General features: G+C 59.0%; 11 protein-coding genes and 1 tRNA gene. 5 read left to right on the forward strand and 7 right to left on the reverse strand.

Translation table 11 applies throughout. The features are described 5' to 3' along the window. Positions 1-66: 66 nt before the first annotated feature. Positions 67-2,532 (reverse strand): phenylalanine--tRNA ligase subunit beta, encoded by a 2,466-nt coding sequence (gene pheT, locus QZT71_RS00940; protein ID WP_295911245.1) that lies wholly within the window; start codon positions 2,530-2,532, stop codon positions 67-69. A 459-nt stretch (positions 2,533-2,991) separates the two neighbouring features. Here pheT and QZT71_RS00945 point away from each other — a divergent pair, with 459 nt between their 5' ends. After that, entirely contained in the window at positions 2,992-4,353 is a 1,362-nt protein-coding gene (locus tag QZT71_RS00945) for a TrpB-like pyridoxal phosphate-dependent enzyme (RefSeq protein WP_295911246.1), read from the forward strand. Positions 4,354-4,405: 52 nt separating this feature from the next. Here the strand turns inward: QZT71_RS00945 and QZT71_RS00950 are convergent, their stop codons facing one another. From QZT71_RS00950 to QZT71_RS00960, 3 genes are all read right to left on the reverse strand, one after another. Beyond that, entirely contained in the window at positions 4,406-5,305 is a 900-nt protein-coding gene (locus tag QZT71_RS00950; protein ID WP_295911249.1) for a DMT family transporter, read from the reverse strand. Between the two features lie 226 nt (positions 5,306-5,531). Beyond that, the gene (gene lysA / locus QZT71_RS00955) at positions 5,532-6,692 is read right to left on the reverse strand and encodes a diaminopimelate decarboxylase (protein WP_295911251.1); all 1,161 of its coding nucleotides are present in this window, start codon (positions 6,690-6,692) and stop codon (positions 5,532-5,534) included. A gap of 48 nt (positions 6,693-6,740) precedes the next feature. Continuing rightward, positions 6,741-7,610, reverse strand: coding sequence for a 4-hydroxybenzoate octaprenyltransferase (locus tag QZT71_RS00960; protein ID WP_295911253.1), 870 nt, complete (start codon positions 7,608-7,610; stop codon positions 6,741-6,743). 131 nt (positions 7,611-7,741) lie between these two features. Here QZT71_RS00960 and lepA point away from each other — a divergent pair, with 131 nt between their 5' ends. The 4 genes from lepA (at position 7,742) to QZT71_RS00980 (ending at position 12,450) form a co-directional block, all read left to right on the forward strand. Further along, entirely contained in the window at positions 7,742-9,532 is a 1,791-nt protein-coding gene (lepA, locus tag QZT71_RS00965) for a translation elongation factor 4 (protein ID WP_295911254.1), read from the forward strand. A gap of 13 nt (positions 9,533-9,545) precedes the next feature. Then, positions 9,546-11,453, forward strand: a complete 1,908-nt coding sequence (locus QZT71_RS00970) for a long-chain fatty acid--CoA ligase (protein ID WP_295911255.1) — start codon at positions 9,546-9,548, stop codon at positions 11,451-11,453. A 65-nt stretch (positions 11,454-11,518) separates the two neighbouring features. After that, a tRNA-Gly gene (locus QZT71_RS00975) sits at positions 11,519-11,590 on the forward strand. Positions 11,591-11,766: 176 nt separating this feature from the next. After that, entirely contained in the window at positions 11,767-12,450 is a 684-nt protein-coding gene (locus QZT71_RS00980) for a hypothetical protein (protein ID WP_295911256.1), read from the forward strand. A 117-nt stretch (positions 12,451-12,567) separates the two neighbouring features. Here the strand turns inward: QZT71_RS00980 and QZT71_RS00985 are convergent, their stop codons facing one another. From QZT71_RS00985 to QZT71_RS00995, 3 genes are all read right to left on the reverse strand, one after another. Continuing rightward, positions 12,568-14,571 (reverse strand): TonB-dependent siderophore receptor, encoded by a 2,004-nt coding sequence (locus QZT71_RS00985; RefSeq protein WP_295911258.1) that lies wholly within the window; start codon positions 14,569-14,571, stop codon positions 12,568-12,570. Beyond that, the gene (locus QZT71_RS00990; protein ID WP_295911260.1) at positions 14,568-15,485 is read right to left on the reverse strand and encodes a DUF4249 domain-containing protein; all 918 of its coding nucleotides are present in this window, start codon (positions 15,483-15,485) and stop codon (positions 14,568-14,570) included. Before QZT71_RS00990 ends, QZT71_RS00985 begins: the two co-directional genes overlap by 4 nt. Before the next feature lie 123 nt (positions 15,486-15,608). Continuing rightward, the gene (locus QZT71_RS00995) at positions 15,609-16,073 is read right to left on the reverse strand and encodes a hypothetical protein (protein ID WP_295911261.1); all 465 of its coding nucleotides are present in this window, start codon (positions 16,071-16,073) and stop codon (positions 15,609-15,611) included. Positions 16,074-16,188: the final 115 nt, after the last annotated feature.

Consider the following 16,188-nt stretch of genomic DNA (forward strand, 5'->3'; position numbering starts at 1 on the left):
AGAAGAAAAGCCGCCCGGCAGGGAACTGGCGGGCGGCTTCGGTCGATTGTTATCCGTTAAATCCGGTTATGCCCTCACTTGCGCGCCGCACTGGCGTTCGAACTGCATCGTCAGGTTTTTCATCACTTTCTCAATCGTCTTTTCGTCGAGTGTGCGGGTTTTGTCCTCGAGGATGAAGCTCAAAGCGTAGGACTTCCTGCCCTCGGGCAGCTTGTCGCCCTCGTATACGTCGAACAGCGAAACGCTCTTAAGCAGTTTGCGTTCGGTGGCGAACGCCACGTCGCGCAGCGCCGAGAAAGTCACCTGCTTGTCCACGAGCAGCGCCAGGTCGCGTTTGACCTCGGGGAATTTCGACAGCTCCTCGGCGGCAATGCGGTGTTTTTTGGTCGACTTCACGAGCGCCTCGAAGTTCATCTCCAAGTAGAATACGTCCTGTTTGACATCCAGCTTGCGGCGTATCTTCGAACTTACCGTACCGATCTGCAACAGCTCCTTGCCGCCCAGCGACATCGTAAGCGCCTCACCGAAGAGGTCGCTGCGGAGCGTGTCGGTCTTGAGCGCATAGATGTCGACGCCGAAGCGGCGCAGGAGTTTTTCGGCCACGGCACGCAGCGTGAAGAACGACGCTGCCTGCGGCCGGGCGTTCCACGACGCGGGAACGGCGGTACCCGTCACGGCGATGGCGAGGCGGTACTCCTCGGAGTAGGCCGCGAGGTGATTCTCTTCCGTGCGCCTCGACTCGTCGTAGAAATAGCAGTTGCCGAACTCGTAGAGTTTCAAATCGCCGTTGCGGCGGTTGGCATTGAGCTGCACGGCTTCGAGCATGTTGAACAGCAGCGTCTGGCGCATGACGTTCAAATCGGCGCTCAACGGATTGAGAATACGCACGCAGTTCTCCGCCTTGTACGCCTCCAGTCCGTCGTAATAGGCCGCCCTGGTCAGCGAATTGGACATGATTTCGGTGAAGCCGTTGGCGGTCAGGAAGTCGGCCGCGAGGTTCATCAGTTTGCTGCGGTCGGGTTTGGGCGCATAGGAGAGCGTCGAACGAACGCGCGACGGTATTTCGACGTTGTTGTATCCGTAGATGCGCAGGATGTCCTCGATAAGGTCGGCCTCGCGCTGCACGTCGACACGGTAGGGCGGCACGGCCACGCTCATCACACCCTCTTTTTCGGCGAGTATCTCCACCTCGAGCGCCGCGAGAATCGTGCGGACGGTATCTTCGGGAATATGCTTGCCAATCAGCGAATCGATGCGGGCGAACGAAATGTCGAACCGGAACTTTTCAATCGGTTCGGGATAGATGTCCGTGATGTCGCTCGAGATTTCGCCTCCGGCCAGCTCTTTCATCAGCAGGGCCGCACGCTTGGCGGCATAGACCTGCATGTCGGGGTCGACGCCGCGCTCGAAGCGGAACGAGGAGTCGGTATTCAGGCCGAAACGCTTGGCCGTCTTGCGCACCCATACGGGATTGAAATAGGCGCTCTCGATGAATACGTCGGTCGTCGTATCGCTGACGCCCGAATCCAGTCCGCCGAATACACCCGCGATACACATCGGGCGCTCGGAAGAGCATATCATCAGGTCGCCGGCCGTAAGTTTGCGCTCCACGCCGTCCAAAGTCACGAAAGGCGTGCCCTCTGCACAGGTGCGTACCACGACCTCGTGCCCTTCGATTTTCGCCGCGTCGAATGCGTGCAGGGGCTGTCCCAGCTCGAAAAGCACGAAGTTGGTGATGTCCACCAGGTTGTTCTTGGGATTGATGCCCGCAGCGCGCAGGCAGTTCTGCATCCACTCGGGCGAAGGGCCGATTTTGCAGTTTTTCACGGTCACGCCCGCATAACGGGGAGCCGCTTCGCTGTTTTCGACCCGAATCTTTACGTCCAAATCGCGGTTGTCGGGGGCGAATGCCGACACGTCGGGCATCTTCACCGCCACATCTTCGCCGCGGCTGCGCAGGTAAGCCGCCAGGTCACGCGCCACGCCGATATGCGAGGCGGCATCCACGCGGTTGGGCGTAAGCCCCACCTCGATCAGGTAGTCGTCCTCGATGCGGAGGTATTCTTTGGCCGTCGTGCCCGCCACGGCACCGGAGGGAAGCTCCATGATGCCGTCGTGCGAGGCGCCGATGCCGAGCTCGTCCTCGGCACAGAGCATACCCAGCGATTCGACGCCGCGGATTTTGCTGCGCTTGATTTTGAACTCCTCGTCGCCGCCGCCGGGGTAGAGCACCGAGCCGACCGTGGCGCAAAGCACCTTCAGGCCCGCGCGGCAGTTGGGTGCGCCGCAGACAATCTGCAGCGGTTCGCCCGTGCCGACGTCGACCGTGGTGACGTGCAGGTGGTCGGAGTCGGGATGATCCGTGCAGGTCAGCACCTCGCCGACCACCACGCCCGCAAGTCCGCCCTTGATGGTTTCGATTTTCTCGAAGCCCTCGACTTCCAGTCCGATGTCGGTCAGAATCCGGGCGACCTCCTCGGCCGGCAGGTCGGTGTCGATGTAGCGCTTGAGCCAGTTATACGAAATATTCATATCGTTGAATTTGAGAATTAGCTAAAATCGAACAAAGATAACGATTTTTCGCCTCATTTGTAAAAAACACGGCGGAAAAAGCAGACACGGGGCAAGCTCGGCGGACGGCAGCGCCCCGGGCGGCCCAGCCGCGGTGCGGCAGCAGGCCTTCCTGCACCAAACCGCCCTTTATATTTAGGTATCGTAAAAAGTCGCCGGAAAATTTGGATTTTCGGTTGCGACCCGCTATATTTGCAGAAACGACCCGAAGAAACAGGAAGGTCGGTAAAAACGGAAATGCTTTACAATTTCAACATACAGGCTTGGTGGTGGCGCTCGTTGACTCTCGTGGACAATGAGTGCGGCTCCGTGCGTGTATAGTTGAACGACATACCCAACACAAGCCCGTTGTTTACGAGAGAGTAAACAGCGGGCTTTTTCTTTTGCACCTTAACCGAACACGAAAATAATTCAAAGACTATGGAAACAAAGAAATTCTGCCTGACCGAGCGTCAGATGCCCACACAATGGTACAACATCGTGGCCGACATGCCCAACAAACCGCTGCCGCCGCTGCATCCCGCAACCAAGCAGCCCGTAACCAAGGAGCAGATGAGCGCCATCTTCGCCGAAGAGCTGATCGACCAGGAAATGTCGACCGAGCGTTTCATCGACATTCCCGAAGAGGTGCAGGAAATCTACAAGATATGGCGTCCGACGCCGCTCGTGCGGGCCACAGGACTGGAAAAGGCGCTCGGAACCCCGGCGAAGATTTACTTCAAGAACGAGAGCGTGTCGCCCGCCGGGTCGCACAAGCCCAATACCGCCGTGCCGCAGGCTTACTACAACTACAAGCAGGGGATTCGTCGCCTGACGACCGAAACCGGCGCAGGACAGTGGGGCGCGGCAATCGCATTCGCGGCCAAGCATTTCGGACTCGACGTGCAGGTTTACATGGTCAAGGTCAGCTACGACCAGAAACCCTACCGGCGGCTGATGATGAACACGTGGGGCGCCGAATGCATCGCGTCGCCCAGCACCCTGACCGCTTCAGGCCGCGCGGCGCTCGAACGCGACCCGAACTGTTCGGGAAGCCTCGGACTGGCTATCTCGGAGGCGGTAGAAAAGGCGCTGGAGCACCCCGAAGACACCCGTTACTGCCTCGGCAGCGTACTGAACCACGTCATCCTGCACCAGACCATCATCGGACAGGAGGCTGTCGCGCAGATGGAGATGGCCCAGGCCGAACCCGACGTGGTAATCGGGTGCTTCGGCGGCGGCAGCAACTTCGCAGGCATCGGCTTCCCGTTCCTGCGGAAAAACCTGACCGAGGGCAGGAATATCCGTATCGTGGCGGTCGAGCCGTCGAGCTGTCCGAAGCTCACGCGCGGCACGTTCCAGTACGACTTCGGCGACGTAGCCGGATTCACGCCGCTGCTGCCGATGTACACGCTCGGACACGACTTCCAGCCGTCGGACATCCATGCGGGCGGATTACGCTATCACGGAGCGGGGTCGATCGTGAGCCAATTGCTGAAAGACGGCCTGGTGGAAGCGCGGTCGCTGCCGCAGACCGAAACCCTCGCGGCGGGTATCCTTTTCGCCAAGACCGAGGGTATCATCCCGGCACCGGAATCGACGCACGCCATTGCCGCAGCCATCCGAGAGGCGCTGGAAGCCAAGGAGGAGGGCAAGCCGCGGACCATCCTTTTCAACCTCTCGGGCAACGGCGTGATAGACCTCTACGCCTACGAGCAGTATCTTGCGGGGGCGCTGAAAGACTACGTCCCCGGCGACGATGAAATCGCAAAGACCGTCAATCAGTTGAACAAGATTATTTAAAGCAATGCGGCCGGTACTCGAAATACCGGCCGCATTCGTTTTACATCCCGTTTTATTTCGACCCCAGCCACAGGAAGACCATGCCGACCAGGATAAAGGCCAAATCGACGGCCTTGGAGCGCAGGTTCCGTTCGCGGAACAACACGGCGCCGCACAGGAACGACACGACCACCGATCCCCGGCGAATCATCGACACGACGGATATCATCGCACCGGAATCGCGCAGGGAGAAGAGGTAGGCAAAATCGGCCAGCGACAGGAAAACCGAAATAAAGGGGATGGCCCAGCTCCAGTGGAAAGGGGAGGAGGTATGCCGTTTCGGCCACCACAGCAGGCCGGTCAGCACGGCCATCATCCCCAGCTGGTAGAGGTTGTACCAGCTCTGCACGAAGACCGGGTCGAGGCGCGACATGATGTATTTGTCATACAGGCCGCTGACGGCGCCCGTGACGGCGGCCAGGGCGATGCAGAGAATCCAGACGTTATGGGCGAAATCGACGCCCTCGCGGCGGCTCGAGCGGCTCAACAGGAAAAGCGACACGAGGGCCAGCGCCACGCCTGTCCACTGCCAGGCGTTCAGCCGTTCGCCGAAAACGAGCATCGCGCCGACGAGTACCATGACCGGACGCGTGGCGTTGATCGGGCCCACGATGGTGATGGGCAGGTGTTTCATGCCGAAGTAGCCGAAAATCCACGAAGTGAGGACGATAACCGACTTGAGCACGACCAGTCCGTGCGCTCCGGCCGTGCCGGGCGGGGAGGCGAGCACCGTCCCGTCGAACCACCCGAGGCCGAACTCGGCCGAAAGAATCGCCGGCAGGAAGATAAGCGACGAAAAGAGGGTGTTGAGCAGCAACACAGGCAACACGGCGTTGCCTGTGAGGGCCTTTTTCTTGGCCGCGTCGTAAAAGCCCAGCAGGGCCGCCGAAGTGAAAGCGAGAGTCAGCCACATAACGAAAGTCGGACGGAATCGATGATTATTATGGGATTGATTTGAGAAAAACCGGGAACCCACCGAACCCGCATTGCGGCATCGCAGATGCAGGTTTCAGTTTCGCCGTCCCCGAACCTCCCTTTCCAAAGGAAAATCCCGGGACGGAATGTCGGTGGATGCCGGCTTAATCGTCTGAAATGCGAAAGGCGGCCTTCGCCACCTTTCCGCACCGTGTCGTCACGGGTTACAATTCGTCGCTGTAAACCGCACCGGGCAAATCGTGGAGATTATAGCGCGAAGCCATCGACATGCCGTAGGCCCCGGCCGACTTGATGGTCAGCAAATCGCCGCGGCGTGTCGTGCGCAGGCTGACGTTCTCGTCGAAAACGTCGGTCGATTCGCAGGCGGTACCGACGATGGTGTATTTCTCGCGGGGCACTTCGTCTTCCGAGGTGATGTTCTCGATGTTGTGGTACGAGCCGTAGAGCGCCGGGCGAATCAACTCGGTCATCGAGGCGTCGACAATCACCAGTTTGCGGCCCGTGGCGGTGGTTTTGTTGAAAAGCACCGTCGTAATCAGTTCGCCGCACTCGGCCACAATCGAACGGCCGAACTCGAAGTGCACTTCGCGGTCGCCGACGGCCAGGTGGTTGTGCACGATGGAGAACAGCGACGCGAAATTGGGAATCGGCTCGTTCTCGGGCACGTCGTAGTTGACGCCCAGACCGCCGCCCACGTCGACGAAACGGAACGAAAAACCGAGCTTCTCGAGGTTCTCGACGATGACGTTGACCTTGTTGCACATATTCTCGAACACATGCAGCTCGCGAATCTGCGAACCGATGTGCAGGTGGATGCCGATAATATTGATGTGTTTGAGCGATTTGATTGCTTTCGCATGTTCGAGCACTTCTTCATATGAAATACCGAACTTACTGTCTGCCTGGCCGGTATCGATGCAATGATTGGTCTTGGGGTCGATGTCGGGGTTGATACGCAGCGCCACGTCGGTCACGCGGCCGGCCTCTTTGGCGAGGCTGTCGACCAGCTCCAGCTCCTCAATCGACTCGCAGTTAATCGCCAGGATATCCTGCTCGATGGCATAACGCAGTTCCTTGTCGCGCTTGCCCACTCCGGCGTAAACGATTCCCTTGGGGGCGAAACCGGCCTCGATGGCCTTGCGCAGTTCGTTGCCGCTGGCGCAGTCGATGCCCAGCCCGTATTCGCGGATGATGGCCAACAGGTGGTCGTCGTAGTTGGCTTTGATGGCGTAATGCACCTTGTAGCCGTATTTTTTGGACTCGTAGACGACGCTTTCGAGGGTCTGGCGCAGCAGCGCCGTATCATAGAGATAGAACGGGGTTTCGTAGCCCCGGAGTTTTTGTGCAATCTGTCTGCTTAACATTTTTCCTAACTTTTAACCTGTTGAAGTTGCAAATATAAGCTATTTGGTTTATTTGAGCAAATCCAGAATCACCCCGGCTGCGAGCGAAAGGCTCGCCAGCCCGTTGAGCGTGCCGAATGCGATGCCGATATTCCGCTGGCGCGAGGGTGTTACGAGCAGGTGCTCCAGTACGAGGAGCGCCGTGAAAACAGCCGCCCCGAGCCACAGCCACACCGATCCGGGGCAGTAAGCGACGAACCAGCCGAGCGCCGCGACGCTCACCGCATGCAGGCCGCAGCTGATGCCGAGGGCCGTCCGGGCCGAGAAACGCGAGGGAATGGAGTGCAGGCCCCTCTGGCGGTCGAAGGCGGCATCCTGCAGGGCGTAGATGATGTCGAAGCCGCCGCACCACGTCGTTACGAGCAGGGCGAGGATGCAGGGTTCGAGGGCGAAGCGCCCCGTGACGGCGATATAGGCCCCGACCGGCGCGATGCCGAGCGAAAGGCCCAGCACGAGGTGCGCCAGTGCCGTAAAGCGTTTGCAATAGCTGTAAAAGAGCACGATGAAGAGCGCAGCGGGCGCAAGGAGCGCCGTCAGGCGGTTGATCGTCGCGGCCGTGGCGATGAAAAGCAGGGCGTTGACAACCACGAACCAGAACGCATGCCGTGCCGGAACCTTGCCGGAGGGTATCTCGCGTCCGGCCGTGCGGGGATTCTCGGCGTCGATGCGCCGGTCGGCCCAGCGGTTGAAGCCCATGGCCGCATTGCGGGCGAAGACCATGCACAGCACGACCTGCGCCAGTACGAGGTACGGCGACTGCGGGCTGTAGGGCGGCGCGGCGGTCGTGAGCCCGTACACGAACCCAATCATGGCGAAAGGCATGGCGAAAATCGTGTGCGCGAACCTGACGAGCGAAGCGTATTTCGAAACGGCATTCATTCTGGATTGCAGTATTTGCGGGCACAAAGATAGGAAAAATTCCGCATCGGCGCATTTCCGGCGGCCGGAGCCGCACAAGGGCCCGTAAATCCAAAATATTTCGTATATTTGCACACATTTTTATGCGATATATGAAAAACATCCGCAACTTTTGCATTATAGCCCATATCGATCACGGCAAGAGCACCCTGGCAGACCGCCTGCTCGAAAAAACGAACACCCTGAACCAGCGCGAAATGCAGGCGCAGGTGCTGGACGACATGGACCTCGAGCGTGAGAAAGGCATCACGATCAAGAGCCATGCGATACAGATGGAATACACGGCCCGCGACGGGCAGCAGTATACACTCAACCTGATCGACACCCCGGGACACGTCGACTTCTCGTACGAAGTGTCGCGTGCCATCGCCTCGTGCGAGGGGGCGCTGCTGGTGGTGGACGCCACGCAGGGCATCCAGGCGCAGACCATATCGAACCTCTACCTGGCCGTGGGGCACGATTTGGAAATCATCCCCGTACTGAATAAAATCGACATGGACTCGGCGATGATCGACGAGGTGAAAGACCAGGTGATCGACCTGATCGGCTGCAAGGACGAGGATATCCTGCTCGCGTCGGGCAAAACGGGACTGGGCGTAGAGGAGGTGCTGGAGGCCATCGTACAGCGCATTCCGGCTCCCGAGGGCGACGAGAACGCGCCGTTGCAGGCGCTGATTTTCGACTCGGTGTTCAATCCGTTCCGCGGCATCATCGCCTATTACCGCGTATTCAACGGCACGCTCCGCAAGGGCGACCACGTGAAGTTCTACAACACGGGCAGCGAGTACGATGCCGACGAAGTGGGCGTGCTGAAACTCAAGATGCAGCCCCGCACACAAATCAAGGCGGGCGACGTGGGGTATATCTGTTCGGGTATCAAAACCTCGTCGGACGTCAAGGTCGGCGACACGATTACCTCGGTGACCAACCCGGCCAAAGAGGCTATCGCCGGCTTCGAGGACGTGAAGCCGATGGTCTTCGCGGGCGTCTATCCCGTTGAGGCCGACCAGTACGAAGATTTGCGGGCCTCGCTCGAAAAATTGCAGCTGAACGATGCGTCGCTGACGTTCGAGCCCGAGAGCTCGCTGGCGCTGGGCTTCGGGTTCCGCTGCGGATTCCTCGGGCTGCTGCACATGGAGATAATCCAGGAGCGCCTCTACCGCGAATTCGACATGGACGTAATCACCACCGTGCCCAACGTGTCGTACCGCATCACCACGACGCAGGGCGACGTGGTCGAGGTGCACAACCCCTCGGGGCTGCCCGAAGTAACGAAAATAGCCAAGATAGAGGAACCCTACATCCTCGCGCAGATTATCACCAAGTCCGAATTCCTGGGCAACGTCATCAAACTCTGCATCGACAAGCGCGGGGTGATGAAGAACCAGACGTTCATCACGCAGGACCGCGTGGAGGTGAATTTCGACATGCCCCTTTCGGAAATCGTGTTCGACTTCTACGACAAGCTCAAGAGCATTTCGAAAGGATATGCGTCGTTCGACTACCACCGCACCGGCTACCAGCCCTCGAAACTCGTCAAGCTGGATATCCTGCTCAACAGCGAGCCGGTCGACGCGCTTTCGTCGCTGACCTATACCGACCACGCTTACGATTTCGGCCGCAAGATGTGCGAGAAACTCAAGGAGCTGATTCCGCGCCAGCAGTTCGACATCGCCATACAAGCCGCCATCGGCGCCAAAATCATTGCCCGCGAAACGGTCAAGGCCGTGCGCAAGGACGTGACAGCCAAGTGCTACGGCGGCGACATCTCGCGTAAGCGGAAGCTGCTCGAGAAGCAGAAGAAAGGCAAAAAACGCATGCGCCAGATAGGCAACGTAGAGGTGCCGCAATCGGCATTCCTCGCCGTATTGAAAATGGACTAACCGTTAACCAACCATGAAGAAGACCATTATCGACCTGTTCGAGGACTCCGTCGTGAAATACGGGGCCAAGACATTCCTGCTGGAAAAAAGACACGGGGCATTCGAGCCGACGACCTACGCCGAAACAAGGGAGCAGGCCCTCGAGGTGGGTGCGGGACTGGCCGCAATCGGCGTCCGGCCCAAGGATAAAGTCGCCATACTGGCCGAAGGCTCCAACGCATGGATAATCTCGGAACTGGGCCTGTTCTACGCCGGAGCCATCAGCGTGCCGCTGTCGGTGAAGCTCGAGGAGTCGAACGACCTGCTGTTCCGGCTGCGGCATGCCGAGGTCAAGGCCCTCTTCGTATCGAAATACCAACTGCCGAAAATCCGCCGCATACGCGCAGAACTGCCGCAGGTCGAACACATCATCGTCATCGGCCACACGCCCCTCGAAACGGGCGAAACGGCGCTCGGGACGCTCAAGCGCATGGGACGCAGCTACCTGTCGGAACACCAGGAGGAGTTCCTCGCCATCGGCCGCAGCATCCGGAACGACGATTACGCGACAATCACCTATACGTCGGGCACTACGGCCGACCCGAAAGGCGTCGTGCTCACGCACCGCAACTACACGGCAAACGTCGAGCAGTCGCTTTCGCGCATCGACATTCCGTCGTATTACCGCACGCTCATCATCCTGCCGCTGGATCACTGCTTCGCACATGTCGTCGGGTTCTACATCATGATTGCCTGCGGCGCCTCGGTGGCGACCGTGCAGGTGGGCGCCACGCCGATGGAAACGCTCAAGAACATTCCGCAGAACATCCGCGAGGTACGGCCGCATTTCCTGCTGTCGGTGCCGGCGCTGGCCAAGAATTTCCGCAAGGGCATCGAGGCTTCTATTCGCGCCAAAGGGCGTTTTACGGAGGGGCTGTTCAACCTCGCGCTCCGCACGGCGTATGCCTACAACGGGGACGGATACAGCAAGGGGCACGGCTGGCGCGTCGTGCTGTGGCCCGCAGTAAAGCTGTTCGACGCCATCCTGTTCCGCAAAGTCCGCGAAGCGTTCGGCGGCAGCCTCAAATTCTTCGTCGGCGGCGGCGCGCTGCTCGACACGGAACTGCAGCGCTTCTACTACGCCATCGGCATTCCGATGTTCCAGGGTTACGGGCTCTCGGAGGCGACGCCCGTGATTTCGACCAACTCGCCCAATTACCACTGGCACCGTTTCGGTTCGTCGGGTAAAATCCTCATTCCGCTCGACCTGAAAATCGTCGACGAGCAGGGCAGGGAGGTACCCCGCGGACAAAAGGGAGAAATCGTCATAAGCGGCGAAAACGTCATGGCCGGTTACTGGAAAAATCCCGAGGCAACGGCGGATACGCTGCGCGACGGATGGCTCCACACGGGCGACATGGGGTATGTTTCGGAGGACGACTTCCTCTATGTGCTGGGGCGCTTCAAGAGCCTGCTGATTGCCAGCGACGGCGAAAAATACAGTCCCGAGGGCATGGAGGAGGCGATCGTCGACAAATCGCCCTACATCGACCAAATCATCATACACAACAACCAGAGCCCCTTTACGGGCGCCATCGTCGTGCCGAACCGCGAAGCGCTGCGGCGCGAACTCGACAGCCGCGGGATAACGGGCGGGGAGCGGGCCGCAAAGGCCGCAGAAATGCTCGGTGCCGAAATCGACCGCTACCGGGCGGGCGGAGCCTACAGCGGGGAGTTTCCCGAGCGCTGGCTTCCGGCCGGACTGGCGATTGTCGACGAGCCGTTCACCGAGCAGAACGGACTGGTCAACAGCACGATGAAGGTAGTGCGCGGCAAAGTGGAGGAGCATTTCCGCAGCCGCCTCGACTACCTCTATTCGCCCGAGGGACGCAACCTCAAAAACGCGGAAAATCTCGCAGCGCTGAAAAAAATCGTGGGCTGATGTGAAATTTGATGCCCCGAAAACTTGAAAATAAAAAAAAGCGGAGTATATTTGTACTCCGAAATGCGGGAGTAGCTCAGTGGTAGAGCATCAGCTTCCCAAGCTGAGGGTCGCGGGTTCGACCCCCGTTTCCCGCTCACGGCGAAAAGTCTTTTCAGAACACCCTGAAAGGACTTTTTTCTATTTTGGGCGGATGCCATGCGAAAATAGGGCATCCGGGAAGTACACCCTTTACGTTTTATTGCTACATTTGTATAACGATCAGCTATACATCCGGCCGGCGCGACACGAACCCCCAAACGATAAAAATACCATGAAAAAACTCGTAATACCGATATTGCTCGCATACTGCTGCATGTCATGCGGCGACCATGTCGAAAAAATGCAAATGCCGGCCTATACGTTCGAAAGCAACGGGCCGACCGTCTATACTGACAGCTATATCACCTATATAATTTATACGCCGGTGAAGTGCGATGCGGCGCAATTGAGTCTGATCGCTGCGGATATCCGGAAAAACACCGATGTAAAATACACCTCGCTGTGGATCGAATACAGGGAGCCGCAGCACTATGACTCTTATGCGACCTCGAGCATCGATGCAACTGCGGCCGTAACGAAAATAAAACCGCAGGAAGAGAGCCTGCCGGAAAATCCGCAACCCGCTGCCGAAACCGTCCGGGAGCCGGAACCGGTGCACAAGCAGGCAGCTGCGACGCCCCAAAAGGAGAGGACAATCGACGGGACGGTTATCGGCCGCTTCAGGGACAACATGTCGAACATCTACGTCCTATACAGCAAAAACGGCAAATATTATATCGACAACTCATACACCGACGGCTCCCACATGACACAGGAGCTGGAAACACGCACGAGAAACGGCGCGAAAACCTACAATGTCGTCGGCGATCCTTACGAATACTTCGTAATCGAGGGCGGTCGGTTGTACTGCTACGACGAGGACGGAAACCTGGGCGGTATATACGATCCGGCATAAAGGGCGTAAAAAAACGACATGGGAGCGTCCGACAAGCCCCGGAAATAAATCCACCCCTGCCGTAACGCTGCGGCAGGGGTGGAATCGTCAAAAGGATGCCGGACAGTCCGGCCGCCGTCATTTCCCGAAGGTCCGGGTATAGGAAACCGACGGCATAACCGGAATCAGCACCGTCGCCTTATAGGTTCCCCGGTAGGGGTAGACGCTTACGGGATTCCTGTGCGATGTAACGTTGATGACCGAGAACTGCCAGTTGCGCACGCCGTTGCGCTTGCGGCGCTCCATGTTGTAGCTGATGTCGGCGCGGAAATAGTTGCGCATGCGCATCGTGGGGTAGGCCGTAATGCCGACAATCGGACGGCCGTCGGGATCGGGATAGCTTTCGTCCGTCAGCCGGAGGGGCAGCCCCGAGCGCCACGACACGTTGAGCGAAAAGGTATGCCGGCGGCCGGGTCGCTTCACCACGTCATAGTTCAGGAAGGTATTGAAATCGTGGGGAACGTCGTAGTCGAACGGGTAGGTGACACCGTCCGAACGGCGGCGCGAAGCGGTATAGGTGTAGGAGGCCGTGAGGCTCAACCGACTGGTCTGGTACTGGAGCATCGCCTCGACACCAAGCGCCCGGCCCGTGCCGTAGACGAAACCGCCGCGCCCCAGCAGGAAATCGTCGCTGTCGTAGATGAGCGGCAGGTTGCGCATCCGCTTGCAGTAGGTTTCCAGCGAAAGGGAGAGGTTGTCGTGCAGTTTCACACGGCCGCCCAGCGACACCTGCCATGCGTGCTGGAGGCGGCCGTCGCGGAACGGCGTCCAGAAATCAATCGGCATGGAATAATAGTAGCGGTTGAACTGCACCAGCGCCTGCGAGTTCATCGTAGCAGAGAGCCAGACGGCATTGTCGTGCCCGAAGTCATAGGAGAGCTGCGCGCGCGGCTCGACGGCAAACCGGGACGGCTCCGCATGGTCGTAGAGCGCCCCGCGCAGTCCGATGTCGGCACGCCACGGCCCCCGGCGGAAGCGGTTGTTCAGGAACACGGCGCCCGACGTAAGCTGCTGCCGGGGATACCCGCGCTGTTGGTACCGGCCGTTTACCCGGGCCCGCGTATGCATCGGCATGAAGCGCTGGCGGGAGAAATTCACCCCGTACTCGAGCGAATAAGTATCCGAAATGCGGTGGTCGAAAGTCAGTCGTGCCCCGAATTCCCGGGTTTTGAACGTCGTTTCGCCCCAGTTGCGGTAGCCGCCGTCGGGTTCGTCGTATTTCGCTTCCTGACGGTTTTGCAGGAATGAATAATAGACGACAGCCGTCGAGTGCAGGCGCTCGCTCCATCGGGATTCGAGCCGCAGGGAAGCTGTCGTATTGCCCCAGCCGAAAGCATTCCAGGCGTGTTTGTCCTTGTTGCGCATGTTGTCGTCACCGGAATAGAGGCCGAGGGTCAGGGTATGGTTGCGGTGGACATCATAGGCGAGTTTCCCGGTCAGGTCGTAGAATCCGAGGCGCACTTCGTTGCCCACGGCAGCCAGCACCGCTTCGGGAAAGAAGTAGCGGGCGGAGACGAGGTAGGAGCCTTTGCCGCGCACAAGGGGCCCGTCGAGCGTCCCGGCCAGCGAAAGCGTGCCGACGGTGAGCGACTGGCGGTGGTGCTGCCGGTCGCCGTCGCGCGTGCGTATCTGTGCCAGCGCCGAGAGGCGCGAGCCGTAAGCGGGGGAGATGTAGCCTTTAGACACCTCGGCCGATTGTACCGTTTCGCCGCTGAAAATCGAAAGGATACCGTAGGCATGCGCCTGGTTGTAGACCGGCACGTCGTCGTAGAGTATCTGGGTCTGGTCGTTGCTGCCCCCGCGCACCAACAGTCCCGACATGCCGTCCTTGCCCGATGTGACGCCCGGCAGCAGCTGCAGGAACTTGAAAATGTCTTTCTCGCCGGCGAACAGCGGCGCGTATTTGAGCTGTTCGACGTCCACGGCGACATTGCCCGTCTGCCTGAAGACCATCAGGGGTTTGCGGGCCATGACGACTACGGAGTCGATGGCCTCGGTGCGGGCAATGCTGTCTGCGCGTTCCTGCGCCCCGAGCATGGCCGGAACAGACACCGCGAGGAGGCATGCGAACATGGCTCTCATAACTCGGGCGACGTATAATAGTTGTATCCGGCAAAGACGCCGAGTCCGTTGGCGACGTTCGAATAGACCGTGATTTGCTCGGTAAAGGGATTGTCCCCGGCACCCTCCTCGGTATTCAGCGTCTGTTTGTAGCGCGAGCGCATATAGCGGTCGTAGGTGTCCGACGCGGTTATCACGCGGAACTGATGCGTACCCTCGGTATTTCCGTCGACGGAAAACCGCAGCGGAACTGCCGCCGTGCAATTTTCATAGGGAATGCGCAGGAACTCCTCGAAATCAATCGTGCAGCCCTTTTCGTCGGCTTCGTAAGCGTCGTTGGAGCCGTTCACCTGATCCACGAACGCCGAAGCGGTATAGTAGCCCCAAAGCTTCTCCGACTCACCCTCGCGGATTCTGTATCCCCGGAGCCAGACGGCTTTCGCATCGGCCGGAACGGTCAGCGCCGCAAGGTCGAAATGGCGGTACCAGCCTTTGTACATCACATGGCTGATCGTGGCCACAGGAGCTTCGGGAACCGAGGTTTCGGCCCACAGTTCCCCGTAATCCGGCACGCTGACCTCCAGCCGGTAGCGGCGCCCCGGCACGGCTATGAACGTAGTTTCGGTAATGCCGCCGCCCGAGGCCGGGCAGCGTACGACCTCGGTTCTGCCCTCGAACAGGCGGATTTCCGCATCTGCGACGGGTGTGTAATTATCCCCCTCGGCATAGGTGCCGCTCCAATGCAGCCTGACGGTAAAAGTTTCCTGCGGCGTCAGGAGCGCATTGACGACGACGCGCCGTCGGAATCCTTTTCCCTTGAAGTCGTAATCCACCGTCACGCAGGCGGAGAGCAGAAGGGCGCACAGCGCCGTGCACAGGGTTGGGGCACTCCCGCAGGCACGGAAGGCGGGAGCTTTTTTACAGGTACGGGGCATATCGGTTCGGGTTGAAGTGAAAAACAAAAGTCGGGACACACGGGCATCGCCCGCACCACCGCTGGGGTGTACCCGGCCCGGGAGCAGGTGCCAAAGCCAGCCGGGATTTCCCCAGCCGACGTTCTATTTGACCGTAATCGTCAGGCGGTCGGCTACGCGCGTCTCGAGCGGACATTCGTCGTAATACCCGTATACCAGCTGCAGGACAATCGTTTTGCCCTTCGCACCGTGGATATTGACCGAGAAGGGCAGCTGGAACGTACTTTTACCGAATTCCAGCGAGCGGGGCGTAAAGTCGAAATCCGTGCCCTCGACGGCGGTCGAAAGCGCATCGTCCACGACCACCTGTACCGTCTGTTTCGGATAACGTTCCATAAGGGAGATGTTCCGTGAAACGAGAAGTGCAACCCGCGAATCCGGCGCAGCGTCCAGCCGGGTCACGGATTCGACATAGCCCTCCATGACGGGTTCGTCGAGGAGGAAAGAAATCATGTCCTGATAACTGTACGAATACTCGCTGTCATCGCCGCAGCCGGAAAAAAGGAATACGCAGGCCAGTGCGCAAATAAAACCGTGGAGTTTAATCATAAAAACAGAATTAGTGGGGTTAGACCCTGCAAAGGTAAGTACGCACGACCCGAAAAGACAAAAAAATGCCTTGTAAAAAACTTACAAGGCAAACATATAACAATCTGATATAAAA

The sequence above is a fragment of the uncultured Alistipes sp. genome (genome assembly GCF_902388705.1).
In the GTDB taxonomy this organism is placed as follows: Bacteria; Bacteroidota; Bacteroidia; order Bacteroidales; family Rikenellaceae; genus Alistipes.